Raw genomic sequence first — 24,910 nt, forward strand, 5'->3', positions numbered from 1 at the left:
GGGTCAGGCCGTGCCTGCGACAGCGCGGCGCACGTCGGCGGCAAGTTGATAGCCCCCGCCCCGCACGGTCAGGATAAGCGCGGGATTGCGGCTGTCCGCTTCCAGCTTGCGCCGCAACCGGCTGACCTGGTTGTCGACCGCGCGGTCAAACAGGCTCGCCTCGCGCCCCTGCACGATGTCGAGCAGCAGGTCGCGGTCCATCACTTTCTGCGGATTGTCGAGCAGCGCCCGAAGCAGGCGGAACTCCGTGCTCGAAAGCGGCACCAGCGTGCCTTCGGGATCGGTCAGGCGGCGGCGAACCGGATCGAGCCGCCAGCCTTCGAACAGATAGTGCGCATCCTCTTTCGCATCGGTTGTGGGCCGATCGACCCGGCGCAATACGCTGCGGATGCGCGCGACGAGTTCGCGCGGCTCGAACGGTTTGGTGACGTAGTCGTCGGCGCCGATCTCGAGGCCGATGATACGGTCGGTCGGCTCTCCTCGCGCGGTCAACAGAATGGTCGGCAGGTGCTGCGTCTCGACCAGGTGGCGGCACAGCGAAAGGCCGTCCTCGCCCGGCATCATTATGTCGAGCAGCGCGATGTCGGGGCGCGAGGTCAGCAGGAGGCTGCGCGCCGCGGCTGCGCTTTCGGCCTCGCGCACGACGAACCCCTGACCGGTGAGATACTCGGCCAGGGGTTCGCGCAAGGTCGGTTCGTCATCGACCAGCAATACGGTGACGGGCGTCTCCGTCATCGGTTAGTCAATTGGCGGGGCTTTGTGCGGCGCGAGCGGCGCGCATCTGGTCCATCCGCGCCTTGCGCTCGGCACGCTGGGCTTCGCGTTCAGTTGCGGAGATGGTGCCGTTCCGGTCCGTGTCGGCCGCGTCGAAGCGGGCGAGCATTGCGGCGGAGAATTCGGCCTGCGTGATCGCGCCGTCATTGTTGGCATCGGCGCCCTTCATCATGCCGCCGCGCATTCCATGCATACCGCGATGGCCGCGCATTCCGCCGCGCTTGCCCATGCGATCGCCAGCCGTCCGCTCGCCCATATTGGCCCGGCGGTCTCGCTTCGCATTGAATTCGTCTTCGGAAATCGTGCCATCGCCATTGGTGTCGAGCCGGGCGAAGCGCGCTTCCTGCCGGGCTTCGCGGTCGGCGGCGTCGATCTTGCCGTCCGAATTGGCGTCCATCTTCTGGAACATGGCAGTGGCACGCTGCGTCGCGGCGGCGCGGGTCATGTCTGGGCGGGCAGTCTGCGTCTGGGCGATGGCAGCGCCAGCGCCGAGCGTGGCGATCGCAGCGAGGCTGCCGGCGATGATCTTGGACTTGCGAGTCATGGGGATACTCCGTTGCTTCATGGGGTTGGACCAACGGGGCGCCTCGTCACAGAGGGGGAGGGAGTTGCTCGGCGCCCCGCCAGTCCGTGTTCCCCTTCTAGCCGCCGACTGTCGCAGGTTTATGCCGGGTGCGGCCAGATTTGTCGCAAAGTGTCGCAGCAGCGGCGCGGCGTTCATCGACCCGACAGTTCGCCTAGAGCGGGCGGCACTGCTCCTCCATCCACGCCAGCACCTCGCCTTCCATTTGCGGGGCAAGGATCGCGCGGGTCTGCGCATGGTAATCGTTCCACCAGGCGATCTCCGCTTCGCTGAGCAGATCGCGGTTCACAAGCGTCCGATCCATCGGCACGAATGTCAGCGTCTCGAAGCCGAGCCAGTCGCCTTCCGCCCCGTCGATTTCGCGCGGTTCGACCAGCACGAGGTTCTCGATGCGGATGCCGTATTCGCCCGCCTTGTAATATCCCGGCTCGTTGGAGAGGAACATTCCCGCAAGCAGAGGCTCGCCAGTGCCGGCTTGCGCGCCGCCCGGCTTGGCGATCCGCTGCGGCCCCTCGTGGACCGACAGGAAGCTGCCGACGCCGTGGCCGGTGCCGTGGGCATAGTCCACGCCCGCGTTCCACAGGTGCATCCGCGCCAGCGCATCGAGCTGGCCGCCACTGGTCCCGGGCGGGAAGGCCTGCATCGCCAGCTGAATGTGCCCTTTCAGCACGCGGGTGAAGCGGTCCTTCATTTCCGCGGTCGGCTGCGCCGTGCCGTCGGTCGAGCCGATCCATACGGTCCGCGTGATGTCGGTTGTGCCGGCGGGATACTGTCCCCCCGAATCGACGAGATAGATGCTGCCCGGCGGGACCGGGATGTTGCTGTCCTCGTCCACCTTGTAGTGCGGCAGGGCGGCGTGGCCGGCTGCGGCGGAGATGGTGTCGAACGACAGGTCGCGCAGGCCCGCATATTCCTCTCGGAAAGCCTTCAGCCGTGCGGCGGCGGAGAGTTCGTCGACCCCGCCCTTCGGCGCCTCGATGCTCATCCAGTGGAGGAACTTGGTCACCGCCACCCCGTCGAGCGCCTGTGCGTCGCGGTGGCCCTGTTGCTCGGCAGGGTTCTTGATCGCCTTGGCAAGGATCACCGGATCGCGTGCGGTGACGACCTTTGCGCCGCCCGCCTTCAATGCCTGCGCGATGCCCGCTACCGAGTAGTCCGGGTCGATGGCGACGGTCTTGCCGGACAACCCTTCGAGCATGGGCACGAATTCCTCGCGGCTGCGGACGCGTACGGCATTGCCGAGGTGCTGCGTCAGTTCCGCCGTGACCTTTTCCGGCGCGATAAACAGGTCCGCCGTCCCGTCCGCATGGGCGACGACGTAGCTCAGCGCGACTGGCGTATGGGTGATGTCCGCGCCGCGCATGTTGAGCAGCCATGCCACGGAATCGAGCGCGGCGATCACGGTCGCGTCGTGCCCTTCTTCCTTCAGCCATTCGGCAACTTCGGACCGCTTTTCCGCGCTGGAGCGTCCCGCGAATTCATCGCCATGAACCTCCGCCACGGCGGGGGAGGGTTCGGGCCGGTCGGCCCAGACAGAATCGATCGGATTGCCTTCGACCGCGACCAACTGGGCGCCGCGCCTGGCGATCACGGCATCGACGGACTGCACCCAGCCATCTGAATGCAACCACGCATCGTATCCGATTTTTGCCCCTTGCGGCGCGTTGGCGGCGATCCATGTTGCCGGGCTGGTGGCGGGGACGGACTGATATTCGAACAAACGCTCGTCCACCTGGTCGCGCACCTGCACGGTGTAGCGCCCGTCGACGAAGATCGCCGCGCTGTCCTTGAGCACCACCGCGCTGCCGGCAGAGCCGCCGAAGCCGGTCAGCCAGCCGAGACGCTGGGCGTAGTCGCCGACATATTCGCTCATGTGTTCGTCGCTGATCGGGATCACGAAACCGTCGAGGCCGCGGCGCGACAGCTCCTCCCTCAGGGCGGAAAGGCGGGCATCGTGGGTCTGCATCAGCATGGGCGTCGTATCCTGTATCGAATTCGTGTCGGGCCTTGGCGCTATCGCACGCTTTCGCGCAGGCGCAGGCTTGCTAGGTCATGGCGGGCAACATAGGCTGTTTCGCAGCTGCTTTCCAGCCGAGCGGCCCAAGGGGGACTTTCAATGACTACGCTGCGCGCCATATCGCTTCTCGCCATCGCCAGCGCGGCATTTGCCGCCGCCCCTTCGGCCGCATCGGCCCAGAACAAGGATACGAACCAAGTGAGTGAAGAGGCGACCCAGCCCGTCCCTACCGCCCCGCCCGTAGCGGAGAAGCGCGAACACAGTTATTCGCGTCACGGCATCACGATTTCGGATCCGTATCACTGGCTGAAGGACCAGTCCTATCCCACCATCGATGACGCGGACGTGCTCGATTACCTGAAGGCCGAAAACGCCTGGTTCGAAGCGCGCATGGCACCGCGCAAGGCGCTGGTGGAAACGATCTACGAAGAGCTGAAAGGCCGCATCAAGCAGGACGATTCCACCGTTCCGCAAAAGGACGGCGACTGGATCTACTGGTCGGCCTTCGAAGAAGGGAAGGAGTACCGCCAGCATTACCGCAAGCCTGCCGCCGGCGGCGATGCGGTGCTGATCCTCGACGAAAACGCACTGGCCGAAGGCAAGGAATACTTCCGCCTCGGCGCAGCTTCGGTCAGCCACAACGGGCGCTATCTCGCCTATTCCTACGACGACAACGGCTCCGAGCGGTTCCTTGCCAGGATCAAGGATCTGCAGACCGGAGAGACGCTGCCGGACGAGATACCGGAAACGCTGTCGGGCCTGACATGGGTCGCGAACGACACGATGATCGCTTACGGCAAGGCGAACGAGAACTGGCGCGTCGACAATGTCCGCCTCCACCGCCTCGGCACCGATGTGAGCGAGGATGTCGAGATTTTCCGCGAGCCGGACGAAGGTTTCCGCGTCGGCGCGGGGCTAACCGCTCAGGACGACTGGCTGGCGATTGCCACCGGTGACAACGAAACCAGCGAAGTGCGGCTCGTGCGCGCGGACGATCCGACGGGCGAGCAGCTGCTGGTCAAGCCGCGCCGCAAGGGCGTGGAATATGACGTCGATGTGCGCGACGGCACGATCTACGTCCATACGAACGACGATCACGTCAACTTCCGCCTGGCCACCGCCCCGCTGAGCGACCCGGGCAACTGGTCCACGCTGATCGCCGGGTCGGACGAATTCTACCTGACCGACATCGACCTATACAAAGGCTTCTACGTCACAGAGGGGCGCCTGAACGGCCTCGATCAGGTGCAACTGCGGTCCTACGACGATCCGGCTAAAATCACGCCGGTCGCGTTCCCGGAAGCGAGCTATTCGACCGGCCTGTCGAACAATCCCGAATACGACGTCGACACTCTGCGGCTGACTTACGAAAGCATGGTTACGCCGGATTCGGTCTACGACTACCACGTCGCCAGCGGCGAGTTGGAACTGCTCAAGCAGCAGGAAATCCCGAGCGGTTACGACGCCTCGCTCTACACGACCGAACGCCTCACCGTCACGGCGCGCGACGGGACGCACGTGCCGGTCAGCGTGGTGATGCGCAAGGATCGTCCGGCTGGCGGCCCGCTCCACCTCTATTCCTACGGTGCTTACGGCTATGCCTTCCCGCCCAATTTCTCGACCTCGCGGCTCAGCCTGCTCGATCGCGGCATGGCCTATGCCATCGCGCACATCCGCGGCGGCGACGACCTGGGGCGCAACTGGTATCTGCAGGGCAAGCTTAACGAGCGGACCAATACCTTCAACGACTTCGTCGATGTCGCGAAGGGCCTGATCGCGAAGGGATACACCGCGAAGGGCAAGGTCAGCGCCAGCGGCGGCTCCGCCGGTGGCGAGCTGATGGGCGTGGTCGCCAACACCGATCCCGACCTGTGGGGCGCGGTGGTGGCGCACGTGCCGTTCGTGGACGTGCTCAACACGATGCTCGACGAAAGCCTCCCGCTCACGCCGGGCGAATGGCCCGAATGGGGCAATCCGATCGAGAGCAAGCAGGCCTTTGCCTACATCCTCAGCTATTCGCCCTACGACCAGGTCGTCCCTCAAGATTACCCGCCTATGCTCGTTACCGGCGGTCTGAACGATCCGCGCGTCACCTATTGGGAGCCGGCCAAATGGGTCGCAAAGTTGCGCGACACCAAGACCAACGACAACGAACTGCTGCTCAAGACCAACATGGGCGCAGGCCACGGCGGCAAGTCGGGTCGCTTCGCCTCGCTTTACGAAGCGGCGGAGGAATTCGCCTTCATCCTGTGGCAGCTTGGGATCGAGGAGTAGGCGCTGATTTCACCCTTGAGTGCAGCCGCAACGAACAGGCGTCCGATTATTGCGGCGGTGGTCACGCTCGCGGTCTTCGCCGTTGCGGCAGGAGCTTGGTACGCCCTTTCGCCGCGGATGGCGATCGAGGCGCTGAGTGATTTCGATGCCGCCCCGGGCGACATCGCGGCGCGCTACGACCGTGCTGTCGTTCGCGGAGGTTTCGCAAGGCAGATGCTGCCGCAAGTCGATACCTATCCACCGCCACTGACCAAGGACGTGGTGCTTGACGCGATGAGCGACCCGCGATCGGTTCGCATGTTCATGGCGGAACCCTTCGGAGAGTGGCAATTCGCAGCGGCAAAGGGTCTGCCGCCGGGCCTAATCGATGACGGGGAATCGAACGGCCCGATGCCGCGCCTCCTCGAAGTGACGGAGGATTGGAGGATCGAGCGTGACGGACTTGCAGGCTTTACCGCGAGCGGCGCGGATCGCTCGCCAAGCAACATCTATCGCTTCCGCAGGGATGGCCTCTCATGGATACTGGAACATATCGAACTGACGACGGAAATTCGCTGATGCCATTCACCAGGACCTTCACCGCCGCGCCGAAACACATCGACGTGATGGGGCACGTCAACAACGCGGTGTGGGTGCAGTGGATTCAGGACTTGGCGACCGCGCATTGGGAAGCGGTCGCGCGAGAGGAACACAAGGCGGACTACGTCTGGCTCGTCGTGCGCCACGAGATCGATTACCGCGGCAATATCTCCGAGGGTGAGAGCGTGGAGGCGACGACCTTCATTCCCGATCCCCCGCGCGGTGCGCGTTTCGATCGCTGCGTGGAATTTCGCGATGGGAGCGGAAAGGTAATCGTCGCCGCGCGCTCGACCTGGGCGATGATCGAAAAGGCGAGCGGCCGGCTGCATCGCGTCCGGCCGGAGATCGCCGCGCCGTTCTACCCGGTCGACTGAAGCTCAGGCCGCTCTTGCCCGGCGCGAGGGAATGCTGGGCGGCTCGAAGCTGTGCAGACGCTCGGTCACGCTGCGGTTACGGCCCGTCTCCTTGGCTTCGTACAGCAGCTTGTCTGCACGGGCGTAGAAATCGGCAAAGGTCGTGGCGAGAAAGCCTTCGCGCGGAATTTCGACCAGTCCCATGCTGGCGGTGACGGGCCGGTCGAGCGCGTCCAACTTCTGCGCGACGCGTATGGTCAGCATCTGCCGCAGGTTCTCCGCCCGCTGGCTCGCATCGGGTCCGCGCAGCAGCAGCATGAACTCCTCCCCGCCAAGTCGCAGCGCGATCGTATCCCGGTCGTCGCTGTGGGAGAGAACGTCGGCGCAGCAGCGCAGCACTTCGTCGCCGGTCTGATGGCCGAAGCGGTCGTTCACGCGCTTGAAGTGGTCGAGATCGATGAGCGCCATCGTGCTGAAGCCTTCGCGCCGCAGCTGGGCGAAGCGCGGCTCGATCGAACGGCGGTTGAGCAGGCCCGTCAGCGCGTCGCGGTCCGCCAGTCGCTCCATCTCGCGGGCGGCGCTGCGCGCAGAGTCACGTTCCACTTTCAGCAGCATCATCCGGTCCGCCACGCCCAGCGCGGTCGCGAGCACTTCGAATGCGCAGCCGAAGTAGAACAGCGGCATGGCATCGTTGATGGGAGTGAGCGGCGTCAGGTAGGAAAGCTGGCGAATGACCCCGGTGACGATCAGCGGCGCCCAGCCGATCATCTGGAACATCGCCGCCCGGCTGCGGTGGAATAGCGCATTGCCCAGCACCGCCAGCAATATGACGAGCACCGGCAGGAACGCGAACAGGTAGATGTCGATCTGCCACGGGCGCAGGACGTAGGGGAAGGCGGCATGAAGCGCGCTGGCCGATACCGCCCATGCGGCGGTGAAGGGCAACAGCCGGCGCAGGAGCGGGTTCAGCTTGTTGCGCTCGATGAAGGCAGCCGCGAACATTGCGCCGGTTCCCACGGTGAGGCCGAAACCCAGCGTGGCGAGGTCGCTCACCACTCGGTTCGACATGCCGAACGCGACCGCCAGCAGGTTGGAGGATGAACTAACGGCCATCAACATCGCGATGGTGAGCGCCGCGTGCCACAGCAGGAAGCGCGCCCGCAACACGCGCCAGAACGCCCAGTTGAACAGGAACGGCAGCAGCAACATCCCGCAGATGGCGGAAACCACCATGTAGCTGCGCAGGTCGCCCGCCGAAATTCCCTCCCGGTCCGTGTCGAGACGAGCCGAACTGACGAGCGCCGGGGTGGTCGGCATGTCGAACGCCACCACGACGCGGCGCAAGGGACGGCCGGTCGCCGGCACCTGCGCGGCCACCAGGCCTTCGATGCCCGCGGGAACGAGATCGCCCATCTCGTATCGCAGGGAGGCAATCTCGCCGGACCTGTCCTGCGCATATACGGTCACGGCTTCGAGCCGGCTGCGTCGCGAGACGAAGCTGCGGGGCGTGGCGGCGTCGTCCGCCAGCCGGAAGCTCAGCAGCAGGCGTTCCGCCGAAATATCTTCGTCGAAGGCCCCGCATTGCCAGCGTGCCGGATCGGCCATCACGGCGCCAACATCCTCGCCGCGACTGCTGCTTGCGTAGCAGGTTCGCGTGATGTCGGCGGTGTCGAGCGCGCGGGCGCGGGCCGCGTCGGGCGATGCCAACAGCGTGCCCAGCAACACGGCCACCATGGCCAGCGCCTTGCCCGTAAACCCCCACTTCATTCCCCCAGCTTACGTGCAGCTCGGTTAGCGGGGAGTAAAACCTTTCAGATATTTAGTTCCCGCCGATAGCGTCCGCCACGGGGACATAATCGTAACCCAGTTCTTCGGCGACGGCCTGATAGTTCACCTGGCCGGCGTGGACGTTGAGACCTTCCGCCAGGTGCGAGTTGCGGCGCATCGCTTCCTTCCAGCCATGGCGCGCCATGCGCAGGGCGTGGGGGAGGGTCACATTGTTGAGCGCATAGGTGCTGGTGCGCGCCACGGCGCCCGGCATGTTGGCAACGCAGTAATGCACGATGTCGTCGACAACGTAGGTCGGATTGTCGTGCGTGGTCGGCTTGCTCGTTTCGAAACATCCGCCCTGGTCGATCGCGACATCGACGAGCACGGCACCGGTCTTCATGTGACCCAGCATTTCGCGGGTCACCAGCTTGGGCGCTGCCGCGCCGGGGATCAGCACCGCGCCGATCACGAGATCGGCCTGCCGGATCGCGTCTTCCAGATTGGTGCGATTGGAAAAGCGGGTGCTGGCACGCGCTTCGAAGAAGGTGCCGACCTTTTCGAGCACTTCGGGATCGCGGTCGAGGATCTCGACATCGCCGCCAAGGCCCACGGCCATCTGCGCGGCATTGAAACCGACCACGCCGCCGCCGATGATGACGACCTTGCCCGGCAGGACACCCGGCACGCCGCCGATCAGAACGCCGCGTCCGCCATGCGCCTTTTCGAGCGCGCTGGCTCCGGCCTGAATGCTCATGCGACCCGCCACCTGGCTCATCGGCTTGAGCAATGGCAGCGTATTGTTGGGGCCGGTGACCGTCTCGTAGGCGATAGCGGTCACGCCGCTCTCGACCAGTTCCTTCGTCTGCTGCGGATCGGGCGCGAGGTGGAGATAGGTGTAGAGGATCTGTCCCTCGCGCAGCCGGGCGCGTTCGTCGGCCTGCGGTTCCTTGACCTTCACCACCATCTCGCATTCGGCGAAGATGTCTTCCGGTCCGTCCTTGATGATGCCGCCGGCCTCACGATATTCCTTGTCGCCCGCGCCGATGCCTGCCCCTGCGCCGGTTTCCACCCATACCTCGTTGCCCTGCGCCACCAGTTCGCGAACGCTTTCCGGCGTCAGGCCGACGCGATATTCGTGATTCTTGATTTCCTTGGGCGTACCGATCCGCATGGGGAGTGCTCCTGATATGAATGCGCGCGGCAGTTACAACTGTAACCAGTTTCCCGCAAGCGCCGGCGGGAGAGAAGCGGCTGACGTCGGCAGCGGTTCCGGCTCGGGAACCCTGCAGCCGGGCGTTTGCCACCAGATGTGTCACGAAACTGTCACGTCTCGAACCTAGACGCGCCGCGAAACCGCAATGATTCTGTCATAAAGGATTTGAAGGATGACGTCTGGAAAGACGATTTCGGGCCTCGCGCTGATGGTCGCGGCCGGCTGGGCGCTTCCTGCGGAGGCGCAGGCCAGCGATGCAGTCGCCATGCAGCAGGAATTGCAGGCGATGCGCGCGCAGATGGAAGCCATGGCGCAGCGCATCAACACGCTGGAAGCGCAGCTCGAGACCACTTCGGCTAAGGCGAATGCGGCGGGCCAGGCGGCACAGGTCGCCAGCGCCACAGCGACGCAGGCAGCGACGCAGGCCGCCGACAGCGCGAAGGCCGCGTCCGACACGACCATCGCGTGGAAGGGCGCACCGCTGATCGAAAGCAAGAGCGGGTGGAGCTTCAAGCCCCGCGGCCGCCTGAACATCGACGCAGGTTTCGTCGATGCTCCCGATTCGACCGGTCGCGAGGACGGTTTCGGCAGCGAGATGCGGCGCGCGCGCCTTGGCGTCGAAGGCGACATTCCCGGCGGTTTCGGTTACAAGTTCGAAGTCGATTTCGCTGGCAATGCCACGGAAGTCACCGATGCTTCGCTGAGCTATGCGGACGGACCGCTGACGCTGACTGTCGGACAGCACAACAATTTCCAGGGGCTGGAAGAGCTGTCGAGCAGCCGGCACACGTCCTTCATCGAGCGTGCGGCTTTCACCGACGCCTTCGGGTTCGAACGGCGTCTGGGCGTTTCCGCGCAGGCTACCACCGGCGACGTATTGGTGCAGGCCGGCATCTTCAGCGACAACATCGGCGACACGCCCAATAAGAACTGGTCGCTCGACGGGCGCGCGGTCTACATGCCGAAATTCCGCGGCACGCAGCTGCACCTCGGCGGCTCGGCTCACATGGCGATGCTGGAGGACGGGTCCACCGTGCGTTACCGTCAGCGCCCGCTGGTGCACTTCACGTCCGAACGGTTCATCAACACCGGCTCCATGCCGGCCACCAGGGAAACCGGCTACGGGCTCGAAGCGGCGGCTATCGCAGGCCCGCTGTCTGTTGCGGCGGAAGGTTTCTGGCAGACCGTCAGCCGGCCCGGACTCGACAACCCGACCTTCTTCGGCGGTTATGTCGAGGCAGGCTATTTCCTGACGCCCGGCGATACGCGCGGCTACAAGAACGGCCTGTTCGACCGCGTGAAGCCGAAGAAGGAAGTCGGCGAAGGCGGCATCGGCGCGATCAGCCTGAATGCCCGATACGATTTCCTCGATCTCAACGACGCCGGGATCGTCGGCGGCAAGCAGGACGGTTACGAGTTCTCGCTCGTGTGGTCGCCAACCGACTACACCCGCATGTTCTTCAACTATGCCAAGCTGTCCTACACCGACGCGGTCTACGCCGCGGCGGGCGGTGATACGTCCTATGACGTCGATGCCTTCGGCGTGCGCGCGCAGGTGGATTTCTGATCCTCCGGCGCGGTCACGCGTTTGTCACATTCGCCGCATAACGGCGGCCACAGTTTCTTCCCAAGGGGTAATCCAATGCGTTTTGCTAAATCGACTTTCTTCCTCGCCATTTCGTCCGTCGCGCTTGCTTCGTGTGGCGGAGCGGGCAGCGCCGAAGGCGGCTCGCGCGATTCGATCATGGCGGTCGGCTCCTCGACCGTGTTTCCCTTCGCCAAGGCAGTGGCCGAAACCTTCGTCAGCGAGAACCCCGGCTTCGCATCGCCGCGCATCGAATCGACCGGAACCGGCGGCGGCCTGAAGCTGTTCTGCGCTGGCGTTGGCGTGCAGCACCCTGACATCGCCAATGCCTCGCGCCGCATGAAGGCCTCGGAACTGGAAGATTGCCAGAAGAACGGCGTCAATGACGTGATCGAAATCCAGGTCGGCCTCGACGGGATCGCCTTTGCCTCCTCGCAGGGCGGCATCACGATGAACCTGACCCCGGAAATCGTCTACCAGGCGATTGCCGCCAAACCCTACGGCAAGGAACAGACCGCGAAGAACTGGTCGGACATCGACCCCTCGCTGCCGAACAAGCCGATCCTCGTCTACGGTCCGCCGAGCACCTCGGGCACGCGCGATGCGCTGAAGGAACTCGTGCTGGAAGCGGGCTGCAAGTCGAACCCGGAAATGGCCGCACTGAAGGATTCCGACGAAGAGCAGTACGACCAGCTCTGCACCGAAGTGCGCGGCGATGGCGCCTATGTCGATCAGGGCGAGCAGGACAATCTGATCGTCCAGAAGATCGAAAGCAACAAGGACGCGGTCGGCGTGTTCGGCTATTCCTATCTCGAGGAAAATGCGGACAAGGTGCAGGGCCTGCCGATGAACGGCGTGGACCCGACGTACGAGAACATCTCGACCTTCGCCTATCCCGGCGCGCGTCCGCTGTTCATCTACGTGAAGAAGGCACACCTCGACGCCATTCCGGGCCTCAAGGAGTTCGTCTCCCAGTGGACCACGATGTGGAACAAGGACGGCCCGCTCGCCAAGATCGGCCTCGTCGCCTCGCCGGCAGACGTGATGGCCAAGAGCACCACGGCCGCGACCGAATACACCACGCTGGCCGCTGGCGACCTGAAGTAATCCTCCCTCCCCTTTGAGGACCAACGGGAACGGGCCGTCCCCCCAGATCGGGGGGCGGCCCGTAACTTTTTGAAAATGCCCCAAAGCCGTCATTGACTCCTGACCTGCATCTGCGAGGTTGCGCCGACTGAACTTTCGGGGGACCGGGTGACCACACGCCGCGAACAACTGGCGGATGCGATGGCGCAGATGGCGCGCGGCGACCGCGATGCGCTGCGCCGGGTCTACGACATGACCTCGGCCAAGCTGTTCGGCGTGATCCTGCGAATCGTGCCCGGCCGCGAACGGGCGGAGGACGTGCTTCAGGACGTTTACGTCCGCGTCTGGCAGCGCGCGGGTCGCTACGACGCGGCGAAGGGAAGCCCCATCAGCTGGATGTGCGTCATCGCCCGCAACACTGCGATCAGCGACCTGCGCCGCCAGGGTCGCATTCGCGAAAGCGGCGTCGATACCCTGCCTGAGGTAGAGGACGACGAACTCAAGCCAGCCGACGAATGGCTTTGCGACGTGGAAGACAATGCTGCCCTGCGCCGCTGTCTCGAACAACTGCAGGGCGATCATCGCCGCTCGATCAAGCTCGCATTCTTCGATGGATACAGCCACTCCGAACTGGCGAAGCTGGTCGACGTGCCGATCGGCACGATGAAGAGCTGGATCCGTCGGGGGCTGGCCGGGCTGAAAGGGTGTCTGGGTGGCTGATCCGATCGACACCGATATCGACGGCGACGACCCCTTCGTTCGCGCGGGCGAACTGGCGCTCGGCGTGCTGGAGGGGGAAGAACTGTCTGCCGCGCTGCAACTGCAGATGCGCGACAGCGATTTCGCCGATGCCGTTCGCTGGTGGGAAACGCGCCTGTCCGCAATGCAGGAAGCCGCGGCACCGGCAACCCCCTCGCGCGAGGTGCTGGCCGGTATCCTGGCGCGGATCGATGCGCTGGACGGTCACGGCGCGGCGGCGGCGACCCCGGCCAATCCGACAGGTGCATCGCGCTGGAGCATTGCGACCGCGCTGGCTGGCTTCGCGGCGCTCGCGGCGAGTATCGCGATCTATGTCGCAACGCCGGGCGACCGCGGCGGCGAGGTCGGCGACCCGCAGATCGCGCAGGCGCCGAGCGAGCGTCTGATTGCGCAACTCCAGGATGAAAGCGGCGAGCGCCAGCTTGCGGGCGTGATCGATCCGGCTGGCGGGCAACTCGCGCTGAAACTGACCGGCTTCGAAGCAGAGGCCGGGAAGGCACCGGAACTCTGGGTGATCCCGGCAGGCGGCGCGCCGGTCTCTCTCGGCCAAATCCCCCAGTCGGGCAATTTCACGCGCGAACTGTCAGAACGCGAGCGCAGCCTGCTGGTGGAAGGATCCGCGCTGGCGGTCACCTTCGAAGACGCGGGTGAAATCCATATGGAGCCTTCTCCGCCGATCCTGATCGCGGGCGCGCTCGACCGCGTTTGACCGGAAAAAACCGTCGGATTTCAGCGGTTTGAATATTTTCTGCTAAATTTGTTCATTCGCGGTGCATCCGATCGGACACCCGCGACGTAACTGCTGGCACCATCACGAAGTGGTGGCTGGCCGGGAACGTTTGTTCGTGCGGGTTCGCCCGCGGGAGGGGAGCCAAGGTCCCCGGTCTTCTGGTCCAAAGACAGGAAGGCAATTTCCATGACAAGCAATCACACCAAGACATTGGCGTTCGGACTTCTCGCGAGCACCGCGATGTTCGCGCTCGCCACACCGGCGCAGGCTGACGTGACGCCCGAGTGCAATGACGGCGCCGCTGCGAACAGTACCGAATGCGGTACCAATTCCACCACCGGCGCCGCTGGCGCAACCGCGGTCGGCACCGGCGCCAGCGCGACCGGCACTGACGCCGTTGCCATCGGCAGCGACGATGCGGGCGCAGAGCCGGCAACCGCCAGCGCCGCCTCCACCGTCGCCGTTGGCGGCGAAAGCGACGCGACACAGCCTGGCGCGACCGCGCTCGGCTGGCAGGCGACCGCCGATGGCATGATGGCCACCGCGGTGGGCCATCAGACGACTGCGACCGGCACACAGTCCTTCGCCGGTGCAGAAGATGCCGCCGCGCTCGGCGACTATGGCGTCGCGATCGGCGGCAATTCGGACGGCGGCACTTATGGCGCGCTGGTCACCGATGCGCATGGCATTGCCATCGGCGCGGACACCGAAGCACGTGAAGCTGGTGCAGTTGCGATCGGCGGCGATGCCAACGGCTCGGGCGACGGCGCGGTGGCCAACGGCGTGGACGCGGTCGCCATCGGCGCAAACGCGCTGGCGGAAGGCAACTCCACGACCGTTCTGGGCGGCGAAGGCATGGCGATGGGCCCGGGCGCGACTTCGCTCGGCTGGCAGTCGGCCGCGACGGCAGAGCGTGCGACCGCCGTCGGTCACCTCGCAACGGCGCAGGGCGTTCGCTCCACCGCAGTAGGCGAGAATGCCGACGCGCAGTCCGATTTCTCGACCGCCATCGGCAACGAATCCATTGCCAACGGCGTCGATGCGATTGCCGTGGGCGACAGCGCCATGGCGATGGGCAATTCGACCTCCGCTTTCGGCGGCGAGAGCGTAGCGACCGGACCCGGCGCCACCGCGCTGGGCTGGCAGTCCATGTCGGGTGAGCGTTCGACCGCTGTCGGCCATCTCGCGACGGCCATGGGCATCCGCTCCATCGCCATCGGCGAGAACGCCGATGCACAGACGGACAACAGCACTGCGATTGGCAACGAAGCGATTGCCAACGGCGTCGACGCGCTGGCGCTGGGCGATACCGCTCTCGCCATGGGCAACTCGACGACCGCCGTCGGCGGCGAATCGGTGGCGACTACGCCGGGCGCAACCGCGCTGGGCTGGCAGTCGGTAGCAGACGGCGCCATGGCAACCGCAGTCGGTCATCAGACCACGGCCAGCGGGACGCAGTCCTTTGCCGGTGCGGAAGACGCTGCGGCGCTGGGCGACTACGGCATCGCGCTTGGCGGCAATTCCGATAACGGCACCTACGGCGCCCTCGTGACGGATGCCCATGGCATTGCCATCGGTGCCGATACTGAAGCGCGGCAGGCCGGAGCCATCGCCATCGGCGGAGATGCGAATGGTTCCGGCGATGGTGCGGTTGCTGACGGAGTCGATGCCTTGGCAATCGGTGCCAACGCCCTCGCGATCGGCAACTCGACGACCGTTCTGGGCGGAGAAGGCATGGCGATGGGGCCGGGCGCGACCGCGCTGGGCTGGCAGTCGGCTGCTTCGGCAGAGCGTGCAACGGCAGTCGGCCACCTTGCAGCGGCAGGCGGCGTTCGCTCCGTCGCGCTGGGTGAAGCGGCCAATGCTGGCGGCGACGGCGCGGTGGCCATCGGCAACCAGTCGTCCGCTGGCGGGGTCAACTCCATCGCCATCGGCAACGGAGCGGTTGCGGACAATGACGGACAGGTGGTCGTCGCTTCGCTCGACACCAGCGGCCAGTACCAGACCGGCGGGCTCGGCTTCGTGACCGCGGACGCGAATGGCACGCTCGGCCTGTCGATGGGTCCGGACCTGTCGGGCTTCGCGCAGCAGTCGTCGGTCAACGCCAACAGTGCGGCCATCGCCACCAACACGGCCAGCATCGCCTCGCTCCAGTCGATGTCATCGGCACAGGCGGCACAGATCGACGACCTGTTCGATCGTACCGACCGCAACTCGAAGGCCATCGACCGGGCCAGCGAAGGCGTCGCCATGGCGCTGGCGATGGAATCGCCGATGCTTCCGGGCGGTGCCAACTTCGCCCTGTCGGGCGGCGTCGGTTACTTCGACAATCAGGGTGCCGGCACGATGGCGATGACCGCTCGCGTGTCGGAAAAAGCCGCCTTCTCCGCCGGCCTTGGGGTGGGCTTCGACAGCGGAGAAGTGGGGGCGCGGGCTGGTTTTCAGGTCGCCTGGTAAACTTCCCTCATCAGGTTCCTGCGGACCAGCAGGCGGGGGGTCGGGGCGCAAGCTCCGGCCCCCTTTTTATGAGGCTACGTAGAAGTCAGAGCGGGTTGCCGTGGGCGTCGCGGTAGATCTCGCGCTTGCCGACGTGATTGGCAGGCCCGACAAGCCCTTCGCCTTCCATCCGCTCGATCCACTTGGCGGCGGTGTTGTAGCCTACGCCCATCTGGCGCTGGAGCCAGGAACCGCTAGCCTTCTGGTTCTCGATCACGATCTGGCAGGCCTGCCGGTACTTGCGTTCCTCCGGATTGTCGGAGGCCGTGAATTCGTCCTCGAAGGTCAGGCCGCCGCCGTCTTCCGGTTCCTCGGTCACGGCGTCGATGTAGTCGGGGCTGCCCTGTCCGCGCCAGTGGCTGGCGACTTCCTCGACCTCTTCGTCGGACACGAACGGCCCGTGGACGCGGGTGAGTGCGCCCGCGCTCGGCTTGTAGAGCATGTCGCCACGTCCCAGCAGCTGTTCGGCGCCCTGCTCGCCCAGGATGGTGCGACTGTCGATGCGGCTGGTCACGTTGAAGCTGATGCGGGTCGGCATGTTGGCCTTGATCACGCCGGTGATGACATCGACGGACGGGCGCTGCGTTGCCATGATGAGGTGGATGCCCGCCGCGCGCGATTTCTGGCTAAGGCGCTGGATCAGCACTTCGATTTCCTTGCCGACGGTGATCATCAGGTCGGCCAGTTCGTCGACGATGACGACGATCTGCGGCAGCACTTCGTAATCGAGCTGCTCTTCCTCGAAGATTTCCTCGCCCGTGTCGGGATCGAAGCCGGTCTGCACCCGGCGGCCGAGCGGCTTGCCCTTGGCGATCGCGGTCTTCACCCGTTCGTTGAAGCCGTTGATGTTGCGCGCGCCGATGCTCGACATCATGCGGTAGCGCTTCTCCATCTCCTCGACCGCCCATTTGAGCGCGCGGACGGACTTGTGCGGTTCGGTCACGACAGGGGCGAGGAGGTGCGGGATATCGTCGTAGCTCTTGAGCTCCAGCACCTTGGGATCGATCAGGATCATCCGCACATCCTGCGGGCTGAAGCGGTACAGCAGCGAAAGCAGGATGCAGTTCAGACCGACCGACTTGCCCGAGCCGGTGGTGCCTGCGACCAACAGGTGCGGCATGGAGGCAAGGTCGACCACGATCGGTTCGCCCGCGATGTCCTTGCCCAGGATGATGGGCAGATTGCCCTTGGCATCGGCAAAAGCCTCGCACGCGACGAGTTCCTTCAGCGCAACCATCTGGCGGTCCTTGTTGGGCAGTTCGATGCCCATCACGGTCTTGCCGGGAATGGCGGAAACGCGCGCGCTGATCGCGCTCATGTTGCGGGCGATGTCTTCGGACAGGCCGATCACGCGGCTTGCCTTGATGCCGGGGGCAGGTTCCAGCTCGTACATGGTCACCACCGGGCCGGTACGAACGGCGGTGATTTCGCCCTTCACATTGAAATCGTCGAGCACGTTTTCGAGCAGGCGGGCGTTGCGTTCCAGCGCCATCTTGTCGAGCTTTGGCGCGTTGTTGGCGGGCGGATCTTCCAGCAAGTCGATGCTAGGCAGGTCGAAGGCGGCGAACATGTCGCGCTGCTTCGCCTTGGCCGGTTCGGCTTTCTTCGGCGGGGTGCGCGGATCGCTGATTTCCGGGCTTCGGCGCGGCGTTTCGTCGAGGGTGGCGGCGACCCGCTCTTCCGGCTCGGCGGACTTGCGCGCGCGCTTTTTCGGAGCGACGTCGATAGCATCGTCCTCAGCGTCGTATTCGCGGGCAGGGCGGCGCGAGAAGCGCAGGGCTTCGGGCAGGGTCAGCAATTGCGCCCAGTCGAGCGCGAAGACACGGCCTGCAAGCGAGGCTCCCGCGATAAGGGCCAATACGGCGACGGCGAAGATGATCCAGCCGCTCAACGTTTCGCCCGCCAGTCCGGCGAGGAATTCGACCGTGAAAGCGCCCAGAAGGCCGGTGATGCCGCCCATCGAAGCGGGCAGCGACCAGCCGGGGCCGTCGAAGGTCAGAGACAGCACGGTGCTGAACAGCACCATCGCGCCGACCAGTGTCGCCACGGTCCGCCACCATGCGCGTTCGCTGATGACGTCGTCGTCATCCGCCTCGCGCCACAGCTTGCGACCGAAAGCGTAAAGCAGGGGCAGCAGCAGGACTGACGGGATGCCGAACAGGAACAGCACGCGTTCCGCCAGCCATGCACCGCCTGCGCCCATCCAGTTGCCGATGTCGGTGCCGGAAGCGGCGGTGGACGACGAGGGGTCGGTGTGGGTGTAGCTGACCAGCGAGAGCACGAGGAACGCGAGGCCGATGAACAGGCCGATCGCGCCCGTCAGCTGCATGGCGCGGCGCAGCGAGCGACGGAATGTCACTCGCCAGTCGACCTGCGGCTTCCTGCTCATTGCCCGCGATGCCATGCCCGTACCTCCCTGGGATAGGAACAGATAATGAATCCTCGGAGACTCGCGGTCAAGCGCGCTGCGTCGGGGCGCGTGTCAGGACAGTCCGTCGATCGCCGCCCAGCGCGGCCATTCCAGGCGCCTCGTGCTGCGAACGGTCATGCCTCCGAGGGCGATTACCGGCATCGCGGTACGGTCCGCCAACAGGCGAAAGCGTACCGGGCCGAGTGCCGTATCGCCGGGGTGGGACCGGGTGACGAAGGCGGGCGAAAGCATCACCGCGTCGGCCCCTGCGCGATTGGCCTGCGCGATCTCGGCCAGGTCGTGCGCGGTCGCGACCCGCAGCAGGCCGGGCGCGCGATGCAGGCTGCGCGGTGGACCGTAGATGCCGTTCGCGCCCCATTCGCAAGCGGTCGCAGCGCTGTCGGCCAGAACGACCGTGTGCCCCTTGGCGCGCGCGAGCCGGGCCAGCGCCGCAAACCGCGCCCGCCGATGCTCCGGCGCGAGGTGGTAGTGCCGGTACACGAAGCCGCTGCCGCGCGGCAGGCGAGCCAGCGCTTTCTCCAGCGCGGCGTCGTTGCGTGCGTCCGAAATGAGCCACAGGTCAGGCAGGGTCTGTATCTTCGCCACATCATCGCTATAGCGCGCGGGCATGAGCGATCCAGCCACCCTCCTAAGCGACATCGACGCCCGCATTGCAAAAGCCTGCCAGATCGCCCGCCGCGAAACGGGCGAGGTGACGCTGATCGCGATCAGCAAGACGCATGATGCCGACGCCATCGTCCCTCTGATCGAAGCCGGGCAGCGCGTATTCGGCGAGAACCGCGTACAGGAAGCGCAGGGCAAATGGCCGCAACTGCGCGAGCGCTGGCCGGAGCTGGAACTGCACATGGTCGGGCAACTTCAGTCCAACAAGGCGGAAGATGCGCTCGCTCTCTTCGACGCAATCCATTCCCTCGACCGGCCCAGCCTGGTGAAAGCTATCGCCAAGGCGCAGGACCGGCTCGGCAAGCGTGCGGACTGCTTCGTGCAGGTCGACGTGGGCAACGAACCGCAGAAGGGCGGCTGCCCGGTCGCCGACCTTCCCGCGCTGCTCGCGCAGGCGCGCGATGCCGATGTTCCGGTCGTCGGGCTGATGTGCGTACCCCCGGCCGAAATAGAGGCGGCACCCTTCTTCGCCTTTCTCGACAAGCTGGCGCGCGACAACGGGCTCGACCAGCTCAGCATGGGAATGAGCGGCGATTTCGAAACCGCGATCATGCTCGGCGCGACGCACGTACGGGTCGGCAGCGCGCTGTTCGGGGCGCGGGGCTGAGGCGCCGCGTCGTTACCGACCGACTAACCATTGCCGGGCAGGCCGGCTTAACCAAATTCCCCCTACGACTCGGCTCCAATAAAAAAGGAGAAAGTCGCATGGGTTTGCTGGGTGCTTTGAGAAGACAGCCGACCCCCGCACCCAAGGTCGAACGCCGCATAGCCTATCGTTGCGCCACCTCGCGTGCGGCAAGCTTCCAGACGATGAGCGGCGTGCGCGACGGCATGATCGTCAACATCTCGGAAGGCGGCGCGCGCATCGAAATGCCCGGCGGCCTGCCGATCGGCATTTCCGGTATGCTGACATGGGACGATCAGGAGGTATTCTGCACCGTCGCCTGGTCCAACGACGAAGGCTTCGGGCTGGAATTCGACCGTCCGGTCGCGCCGCGGGTGGTCGATGCGATGTCGACCGGCCGGATCGAGGCGTCCGGCCCGGTGGCAGACGTCACGCGTATCCCGATGGGCCGCAAGCGCGCCCGCATCGGCTCCGCCTAACTCTCCGCCTGCCGCTACGCAGCTTCGACTTCGCGCTGGCGTTCGTCGCTGGCGGCTTCGAGCAGCGCTTCTTCCAGCTTCTTCAGCCGAGGCTCTGCTTCCACCTTCAGGCCGAGCAGGTCGGTGACGTAGAAAGTGTCGACCGCGCGCTCGCCGTAATTGGTGATATGGGCGGAGCGGACGACCAGCTGTTCCTCGAACAACGTACGCGCCAGCCGGTTGAGCAGGGCGGCGCGGTCGCGCGCGCTGACCTCGACCACGGTAAAGCGATTGGAAGCGCGGTTGTCGAAATCGACGCGCGGGCGCACGTCGAAGGTTGCCGCGCGGCTATGGACCAGCGGTCGCTTGGCGAGCTTGGGCACCAGCGCCACGCGCGCGCGCACCGCGTCCTCGATCCCCTGTTTCAGCCGGTGAAGCTGGCTTCGTTCGGCAAAGGGCTGGCCGTGCGGGTCCTGCACCAGGAAGTTATCGACTGCCTTGCCCGTGCGCGTGGTGTGGATGCGCGCGTCGATCACGTTCGCTCCGGCAAGGTTGATTGCGCCGGCAATGCGATAGAACAGGCCGGGGTGGTCGTCCGCGATTACCGTCACCAGCGTCGCGCCGCGCGCGGCGTAATATTCGCAATGGATCGACAGGCTGTGCCCGGCTTCCTGCGCGGCGTCGAAATGCACCAGATTGCGCGCGATGATGTCCTCCGCCTCCGCAATCCAGTAGGAATCGTAGAAGCGATCGGTGCCGATGGCGCTGACATCGTGCCCTTCGGCTTCGAGCACCCGCCGCACCGCTTCCTTCTTGGCCGCCACGCGCTGCTCGCGAGCGTGCGAGGTATGGCCGAGGCGGATGCGCTGTTCCGACAGGTCGTAGAGGTCGCCCAGCAGCTGCCGCTTCCAGCTGTTCCACGTGCCCGGCCCGACCGCGCGAATGTCGACCACGGTCAGCATCAGCAGCAGTCGCAGCCGCTCGAGCGTCTCGACCTGGCCGACGAAATCGCCGATCGTCTTGGCGTCCGACAGGTCGCGCTTGAAGGCCGTCGCGCTCATCGTCAGGTGATGGCGCACCAGCCAGGCGACCTGTTCGGTCTCGCGCTCCGTCATCCCGAAGCGCGGGCACAGCTGCTCGGCCACTTCCGCGCCGAGAACCGAGTGATCGCCGCCGCGCCCCTTGGCGATGTCGTGCAGCAGCACCGCGACATAGAGCACCCGGCGGGATGAAATGCGGTGGATCAAATCATGCGACAGCGGGTGATCCTCCGCATACTCCCCGCGCTCGATCCGGCTGAGCAGGCCGATCGCGCGGATGGTATGTTCGTCCACCGTGTAGTGGTGGTACATATCGAACTGCATCTGTGCGTTGACCCGGCCAAAGTCCGGCACGAAGCGACCGAACACGCCTGCTTCGTTCATCCAGCGCAGCGCGGTTTCCGGATCTTTCCGACCCGCGAGCAACGACAAGAACAGCTCGTTGGCCCGCTCGTCACGGCGCAGGGCATTGTTGATCTGCTTGCTGTCCCGCGCGGCCATCAGCATCGTGTCGGGCTGGATTTCCAGCTCGTGCTCCTCCGCCAGCTGGAAGATCTCGATCAGCCGGATCGGGTCGCGCCGGAACCAGTCGTCGGACGGCGCGCCGATGCGACCGCCGAAGACCTTGTATCCCTTCAGGTCGCGCGCCTTGCTGCGGAAGGTCGCGAGCAGGCCGTGGCGCGGGCGACTGCGCGCCAGTTCTTCCTCGATCTTGGACAGGAAAGCGCCGGTCAGGCTCCCGACCCGTCGCGCCTGGAGGAAATAATACTGCATGAAGCGTTCGACCGCGCTCTTGCCGGTGCGGTCGGCAAAGTTCATGCGGCCCGCCACCTCGCGCTGGAGGTCGAAGGTCAGCCGGTCCTCGGCGCGCCCGGTGATGGTATGAAGGTGGCAGCGCACCGCCAGCAGGAATCCCTCGGCCCGGCGAAACGCACGGTATTCCGACGGTGAAAACAGCCCGACGTCGACCAGTTCGGACGCGGTCTGGACCCGGTGGATGTACTTGCCGATCCAGTAGAGCGCCTGAAGGTCGCGCAGCCCGCCCTTGCCTTCCTTGACATTGGGTTCGACGACGTAGCGGCTGTCGCCCACGCGCCGGTGCCGCTCGTTACGCTCCTGCAGCTTGGCGGAAACGAATTCACGCTCGCTGCCCTTGACCACTTCGCTGCGATAGCGTTCCGCCGCCTCGGCGTAGAGAGCCTGATCTCCCCAGACGTAGCGGCCTTCGAGCATGGCGGTGCGGATGGTCAGGTCTTCCTTCGACATCCGCACCATCTCGTCGAGCGAGCGGCTGGAATGACCGACCTTGAGGCCCAGGTCCCACAGGCAATAAAGCATCGCCTCGATGACCTGTTCGCACCAGGCCGTACGGCGACCGGGCGTGAGGAAGGCGATGTCGACATCGGAATGCGGCGCCATTTCGCGGCGGCCGTATCCACCCACCGCCATGATCACGAGCCGTTCCCCGGTCGAGCGGTTGGCCGCGGGATAGACGTGTTCGATGACGTGGTCGTGGATGACCCGCACCAGCTGGTCGATCAGGAAAGAGTGGCCATGCGTGATCGCGTGCCCCTTGCTCGGTTCCTTCTCGAGCCGGCACGCCATTTCCCTGCGCCCGGCATCGAGCGCGGCACGCAGGGCGGCAACGATGCGCTGGTTGCCCTTCGCGCCATCTTCCTCCCAGATGCGCGCGATCTCTTCCGCCAAAGCGCGGCGGTCGATCACCGCACGCTGGCGGGGAATGCCGGTATTTTCGCTCACGCAGTCTCCAGCCTGGCGGTGTAGGTCTTGCGCAGACTAACCTTGTCGACCTTCTCGGTTCCGAGCCGGGGCAGTTTCTCTGTCGCTTTCCACATGACTGCGGGAATCTTGAACGGGGCGAGATGCTCTCCCAAGAACTCCCGCAGGTCGTCCTCGGTCAGGTCGGCGCCTTCGACCGGGAGCCACACAGCCGCCGGGATTTCCCCGAAGCGGTCGTCCGGTACGCCGAAGACCGAGCATTCGGAAACCTGCGGATGGGCGTAGATCGCCTCCTCTACCTCGATGCAGGCGATGTTCTCGCCGCCGCGGATGATGATGTCCTTCTTGCGGTCGACGATGAACAGGTAACCGTCCTCGTCCAGATAGCCGAGGTCGCCGGTGCGGAAATACCCGTCCGGCATGATCGCCTGCCGCGTGGCTTCCGGGTTGCCCCAGTAACCAATGAAATTGGCGATGGTGCGGATCGAGATTTCGCCCCGCTCGCCCTGTGCCACCGGATTGCCGGCATCGTCGAGGATCGCGATGTCGACGATCGGGCGCGTGGCCATGCCGGTGGAATTCGGCTTGGCGAGATAGTTCTCGTTGAAGTTGCCCGCGCCGACCGCGTTGGTTTCGGTCAGGCCGTAACCGAGCAGCGGGAAGCTGTCGGGAAAGGCGTCCCTGATCCGGCCCACGTGTTCCACCGGGCGGGGCGAGCCACCCGCGGCGAAGGCGGTGCAGGACGACAGGTCGTACTTGTCGCGGTCGGGATGGGTGGCGATCTCGTAGCTCATCAGCGGAACGCCCACGAAGTAGCTGACCTTTTCCTGCTCCATCGCCCGCATTGCTTCCACGGCATCCCACTTCGGAATCAGGACCAGCTTGCGGCCAAGCGCGAAGCTCTGAAGGAAGAGCGGCACTTCGCCGGTGACATGGAACAACGGCACGGCGACCAGCGCGCACGGCTGGTTCGGCGGTTCCGACCCGTTCTCGCTGACGTAGATGTGGAGCGCCGTGGCAGAAACGGAAACGTAGCTGAAGATACCCTGCACCACGCCGCGGTGGTCGGAGTACGCGCCCTTTGAGCGCCCCGTCGAACCCGAAGTGTACAGGATGGTCGCGAGATCGTCCGGCCCCAGCGCGGGCAGTTCACCCTGCCCGCCATTGGCAAGCAGATCCGCAAAGCCGCTTTCGAAAGTGCCGTGGCCGAACAGCTTGACCTTGCCGGCAGCATCGAACCCTTCGAGCCGCGCAGCGCGCTGCGCGTCGGCGAGCACCAGTTCGCATTCGGCCAGATCGATCCCCTCGGCCAGTTCCTCTCCGCTCCACCAGCCGTTGAGCAGGGTGGCGCAGCCGCCTGCCATGAGCACGGCCATGTAGGCGATGATCCAGTTGATCGAATTGCGCGCTGCGATGCCGACCCGGTCGCCCTTCTTCACGCCGTGATCCGCCACCAGTGCGCGTGCGAGCCGGTCCGCGGCGGCATAGGTCTGCCCGAATGTCAGCCGGACATCGCCTTCGACAAGGAAGTCCTTGTCCTTGTTCTGGTTGCAGAAGTGGGCGAAATAGGCGGTGAGCGAGGGCGGCGCGTTCTTGAATGCCGGAAGCTGTTGTCCGAACCGCTCGATATACTCGAGCTCGAACATTTCGCCCGGCTTGATCAGATGGTCGACGATGGCGTTGATCTGGTTGTCGAGCTTGCTCGGCATGGGTGGTCTCTCTCCTTGGTCGCGC

At 65.3% G+C, this 24,910-nt stretch carries 19 protein-coding genes; 10 read left to right on the forward strand and 9 right to left on the reverse strand.

Going from position 1 to position 24,910, the window contains the following annotated elements:
• Window positions 1-3 precede the first annotated feature (3 nt).
• The 3 genes from ACXYN8_RS01200 to ACXYN8_RS01210 all read right to left on the reverse strand — a co-directional run bounded on the left by ACXYN8_RS01200 (window position 4) and on the right by ACXYN8_RS01210 (window position 3,329).
• Window positions 4-735: a response regulator gene (locus tag ACXYN8_RS01200; RefSeq protein ID WP_458887445.1), complete on the reverse strand. Its 732-nt coding sequence runs from the start codon at window positions 733-735 to the stop codon at window positions 4-6.
• Window positions 736-742: 7 nt separating this feature from the next.
• The gene (locus tag ACXYN8_RS01205) at window positions 743-1,318 is read right to left on the reverse strand and encodes an EF-hand domain-containing protein (protein WP_458887446.1); all 576 of its coding nucleotides are present in this window, start codon (window positions 1,316-1,318) and stop codon (window positions 743-745) included.
• 193 nt (window positions 1,319-1,511) lie between these two features.
• Window positions 1,512-3,329 (reverse strand): aminopeptidase P family protein, encoded by a 1,818-nt coding sequence (locus tag ACXYN8_RS01210; protein WP_458887447.1) that lies wholly within the window; start codon window positions 3,327-3,329, stop codon window positions 1,512-1,514.
• Window positions 3,330-3,473: 144 nt separating this feature from the next.
• On the opposite strand from ACXYN8_RS01210, the gene ACXYN8_RS01215 reads away from it, so the two are divergent.
• The 3 genes from ACXYN8_RS01215 to ACXYN8_RS01225 are packed head-to-tail and all read left to right on the forward strand — an operon-like array spanning window position 3,474 to window position 6,601.
• Window positions 3,474-5,648: a S9 family peptidase gene (locus ACXYN8_RS01215; RefSeq protein ID WP_458887448.1), complete on the forward strand. Its 2,175-nt coding sequence runs from the start codon at window positions 3,474-3,476 to the stop codon at window positions 5,646-5,648.
• Between the two features lie 57 nt (window positions 5,649-5,705).
• Complete coding sequence (locus ACXYN8_RS01220) at window positions 5,706-6,206, forward strand: hypothetical protein (protein WP_458887450.1); 501 nt, start codon at window positions 5,706-5,708, stop codon at window positions 6,204-6,206.
• Window positions 6,206-6,601 (forward strand): acyl-CoA thioesterase, encoded by a 396-nt coding sequence (locus ACXYN8_RS01225; RefSeq protein WP_458887451.1) that lies wholly within the window; start codon window positions 6,206-6,208, stop codon window positions 6,599-6,601. Before ACXYN8_RS01220 ends, ACXYN8_RS01225 begins: the two co-directional genes overlap by 1 nt.
• 3 nt (window positions 6,602-6,604) lie before the next feature.
• On the opposite strand, the gene ACXYN8_RS01230 is transcribed toward ACXYN8_RS01225, so the two are convergent.
• Window positions 6,605-8,347 carry a GGDEF domain-containing protein gene (locus tag ACXYN8_RS01230; RefSeq protein WP_458887453.1) on the reverse strand — a complete coding sequence of 581 codons (1,743 nt, stop codon included), beginning with the start codon at window positions 8,345-8,347 and terminating at the stop codon, window positions 6,605-6,607.
• Between the two features lie 52 nt (window positions 8,348-8,399).
• A complete protein-coding gene (gene ald, locus ACXYN8_RS01235; protein ID WP_458887454.1) occupies window positions 8,400-9,521 on the reverse strand; it encodes an alanine dehydrogenase in 1,122 nt (373 codons plus the stop codon).
• A 214-nt stretch (window positions 9,522-9,735) separates the two neighbouring features.
• Here ald and ACXYN8_RS01240 point away from each other — a divergent pair, with 214 nt between their 5' ends.
• The 5 genes from ACXYN8_RS01240 to ACXYN8_RS01260 all read left to right on the forward strand — a co-directional run bounded on the left by ACXYN8_RS01240 (window position 9,736) and on the right by ACXYN8_RS01260 (window position 16,180).
• Window positions 9,736-11,130, forward strand: a complete 1,395-nt coding sequence (locus ACXYN8_RS01240; RefSeq protein WP_458887455.1) for an OprO/OprP family phosphate-selective porin — start codon at window positions 9,736-9,738, stop codon at window positions 11,128-11,130.
• A gap of 75 nt (window positions 11,131-11,205) precedes the next feature.
• Window positions 11,206-12,255, forward strand: a complete 1,050-nt coding sequence (locus tag ACXYN8_RS01245; protein ID WP_458887456.1) for a substrate-binding domain-containing protein — start codon at window positions 11,206-11,208, stop codon at window positions 12,253-12,255.
• Window positions 12,256-12,402: 147 nt separating this feature from the next.
• Window positions 12,403-12,954, forward strand: coding sequence for a sigma-70 family RNA polymerase sigma factor (locus ACXYN8_RS01250; protein ID WP_458887457.1), 552 nt, complete (start codon window positions 12,403-12,405; stop codon window positions 12,952-12,954).
• A complete protein-coding gene (locus ACXYN8_RS01255; RefSeq protein ID WP_458887458.1) occupies window positions 12,947-13,702 on the forward strand; it encodes an anti-sigma factor in 756 nt (251 codons plus the stop codon). Before ACXYN8_RS01250 ends, ACXYN8_RS01255 begins: the two co-directional genes overlap by 8 nt.
• 207 nt (window positions 13,703-13,909) lie before the next feature.
• Window positions 13,910-16,180 carry a YadA-like family protein gene (locus ACXYN8_RS01260; protein WP_458887459.1) on the forward strand — a complete coding sequence of 757 codons (2,271 nt, stop codon included), beginning with the start codon at window positions 13,910-13,912 and terminating at the stop codon, window positions 16,178-16,180.
• Between the two features lie 85 nt (window positions 16,181-16,265).
• Here ACXYN8_RS01260 and ACXYN8_RS01265 read toward each other — a convergent pair whose 3' ends face one another.
• Both ACXYN8_RS01265 and ACXYN8_RS01270 read right to left on the reverse strand, forming a co-directional pair.
• Window positions 16,266-18,623 carry a DNA translocase FtsK gene (locus ACXYN8_RS01265; RefSeq protein WP_458887460.1) on the reverse strand — a complete coding sequence of 786 codons (2,358 nt, stop codon included), beginning with the start codon at window positions 18,621-18,623 and terminating at the stop codon, window positions 16,266-16,268.
• Window positions 18,624-18,701: 78 nt separating this feature from the next.
• The gene (locus ACXYN8_RS01270) at window positions 18,702-19,259 is read right to left on the reverse strand and encodes a thiamine phosphate synthase (protein WP_458887461.1); all 558 of its coding nucleotides are present in this window, start codon (window positions 19,257-19,259) and stop codon (window positions 18,702-18,704) included.
• Here ACXYN8_RS01270 and ACXYN8_RS01275 point away from each other — a divergent pair.
• Together ACXYN8_RS01275 and ACXYN8_RS01280 are read left to right on the forward strand one after the other, a co-directional pair.
• Window positions 19,258-19,920: a YggS family pyridoxal phosphate-dependent enzyme gene (locus ACXYN8_RS01275; protein ID WP_458887462.1), complete on the forward strand. Its 663-nt coding sequence runs from the start codon at window positions 19,258-19,260 to the stop codon at window positions 19,918-19,920. The two genes, ACXYN8_RS01270 and ACXYN8_RS01275, sit on opposite strands and share 2 nt — an antisense overlap.
• Before the next feature lie 98 nt (window positions 19,921-20,018).
• Window positions 20,019-20,417 carry a PilZ domain-containing protein gene (locus ACXYN8_RS01280; protein ID WP_458887464.1) on the forward strand — a complete coding sequence of 133 codons (399 nt, stop codon included), beginning with the start codon at window positions 20,019-20,021 and terminating at the stop codon, window positions 20,415-20,417.
• A gap of 14 nt (window positions 20,418-20,431) precedes the next feature.
• Here ACXYN8_RS01280 and ACXYN8_RS01285 read toward each other — a convergent pair whose 3' ends face one another.
• Together ACXYN8_RS01285 and ACXYN8_RS01290 are read right to left on the reverse strand one after the other, a co-directional pair.
• A complete protein-coding gene (locus ACXYN8_RS01285) occupies window positions 20,432-23,197 on the reverse strand; it encodes a [protein-PII] uridylyltransferase (protein WP_458887466.1) in 2,766 nt (921 codons plus the stop codon).
• Window positions 23,194-24,885, reverse strand: coding sequence for a class I adenylate-forming enzyme family protein (locus tag ACXYN8_RS01290; protein WP_458887467.1), 1,692 nt, complete (start codon window positions 24,883-24,885; stop codon window positions 23,194-23,196). The genes ACXYN8_RS01285 and ACXYN8_RS01290 overlap by 4 nt, the downstream gene beginning before the upstream one ends.
• Between the last annotated feature and the right edge of the window lie 25 nt (window positions 24,886-24,910).

The sequence above is a fragment of the Altererythrobacter sp. CAU 1778 genome, assembly GCF_054482795.1.

Excerpts from the sequence above, each read along its gene's own strand:
- ACXYN8_RS01200 (WP_458887445.1), bottom strand. The coding sequence starts at position 735 with ATGACGGAGACGCCCGTCACCGTATTGCTGGTCGATGACGAACCGACC.
- ACXYN8_RS01205 (WP_458887446.1), bottom strand. The coding sequence starts at position 1,318 with ATGACTCGCAAGTCCAAGATCATCGCCGGCAGCCTCGCTGCGATCGCC.
- ACXYN8_RS01210 (WP_458887447.1), bottom strand. The coding sequence starts at position 3,329 with ATGCTGATGCAGACCCACGATGCCCGCCTTTCCGCCCTGAGGGAGGAG.
- ACXYN8_RS01215 (WP_458887448.1), top strand. The coding sequence starts at position 3,474 with ATGACTACGCTGCGCGCCATATCGCTTCTCGCCATCGCCAGCGCGGCA.
- ACXYN8_RS01225 (WP_458887451.1), top strand. The coding sequence starts at position 6,206 with ATGCCATTCACCAGGACCTTCACCGCCGCGCCGAAACACATCGACGTG.
- ACXYN8_RS01230 (WP_458887453.1), bottom strand. The coding sequence starts at position 8,347 with ATGAAGTGGGGGTTTACGGGCAAGGCGCTGGCCATGGTGGCCGTGTTG.
- ald (WP_458887454.1), bottom strand. The coding sequence starts at position 9,521 with ATGCGGATCGGTACGCCCAAGGAAATCAAGAATCACGAATATCGCGTC.
- ACXYN8_RS01240 (WP_458887455.1), top strand. The coding sequence starts at position 9,736 with ATGACGTCTGGAAAGACGATTTCGGGCCTCGCGCTGATGGTCGCGGCC.
- ACXYN8_RS01245 (WP_458887456.1), top strand. The coding sequence starts at position 11,206 with ATGCGTTTTGCTAAATCGACTTTCTTCCTCGCCATTTCGTCCGTCGCG.
- ACXYN8_RS01260 (WP_458887459.1), top strand. The coding sequence starts at position 13,910 with ATGACAAGCAATCACACCAAGACATTGGCGTTCGGACTTCTCGCGAGC.
- ACXYN8_RS01265 (WP_458887460.1), bottom strand. The coding sequence starts at position 18,623 with ATGGCATCGCGGGCAATGAGCAGGAAGCCGCAGGTCGACTGGCGAGTG.
- ACXYN8_RS01275 (WP_458887462.1), top strand. The coding sequence starts at position 19,258 with ATGAGCGATCCAGCCACCCTCCTAAGCGACATCGACGCCCGCATTGCA.
- ACXYN8_RS01270 (WP_458887461.1), bottom strand. The coding sequence starts at position 19,259 with ATGCCCGCGCGCTATAGCGATGATGTGGCGAAGATACAGACCCTGCCT.
- ACXYN8_RS01280 (WP_458887464.1), top strand. The coding sequence starts at position 20,019 with ATGGGTTTGCTGGGTGCTTTGAGAAGACAGCCGACCCCCGCACCCAAG.
- ACXYN8_RS01290 (WP_458887467.1), bottom strand. The coding sequence starts at position 24,885 with ATGCCGAGCAAGCTCGACAACCAGATCAACGCCATCGTCGACCATCTG.